Below are 745 nucleotides of genomic sequence, written 5' to 3'. Positions count from 1 at the left end.
GGCGTGGGCCCCGCGGGGCTGGGCGGGCACCGGCTCGCCGCTGCTCGTGGTGGGTGCGGCGCTGCTGCTGCTCACCGCGGTCTGCCTGCCGCGGGCGGTGCGCTGCCACGTGCCGCCCCGCTCCCGCTCGGCCCGGCTGCCCCGCGACCCGCGACAGGTCCTGGCCGAGCGGACGCTGCTGCTGGTGCTGGGCGCCGCCGGTCCGCTCGCCCTGGCGGCGGCCATCCTGCGGGCGGTGACCACCCTGGCCGTCGGGGGGCGGTGGTCGGCCGGGCTGGTCCTGTGGTGCGGCGGGATGCTCCTGCTCGCCGGGCTGGTGTGCGCGGTGGTGTGGCGGCTGCCGCCCGTGCATGCCCGCCGCCGGGTGCGCCGCCCGGCCGGGTGGCGCACCCGGCGCCCGCGCCCGCCCGGGCCGGTGGGGCGGTGGAGCGCTGCGGCGGTGGTGCTGCTGGCGGGTGGTTTCCTCGCCGACCCGCTGTGGGCCGCGCCGCTGGGCACCGTCACCGTGCTGTTCGCCGTCGTCGTGGTCTGGTCGGTGGTCGTCACGGCGCTGGTCCTGGTGGGCGACCGGTTCGCGCCGCCCCCGCCGCTGCGGCTGCTGGGCCTGCGCCGGCTGCCCGCGCTGGCGCTGGTGGCGGCCTTGTCCGCCGGCGCGAGCCTCGTCGACCGCGAGGCCGCCTACTACGACGTGCGCCTGCTGCCCGGCGACGCCCCCGCGCTGCGGGCGCTGCCCGGCCCGGTGGAC

1 protein-coding gene is annotated in these 745 nt (G+C 80.9%); it reads left to right on the top strand.

Translation table 11 applies throughout. From position 1 onward, the window contains the following. A partial coding sequence (locus ABEB16_RS15020; protein WP_345713043.1) for a hypothetical protein occupies nt 1–745 on the top strand: 745 nt, incomplete at both ends.

Origin of the sequence: Kineococcus glutinatus (assembly GCF_039542765.1) — a bacterium.
In the GTDB taxonomy this organism is placed as follows: Bacteria; Actinomycetota; Actinomycetes; order Actinomycetales; family Kineococcaceae; genus Kineococcus_A; species Kineococcus_A glutinatus.
Note: the sequence above shows the minus strand (reverse complement) of the source record. Positions and strands in the feature narration are given on the sequence as shown.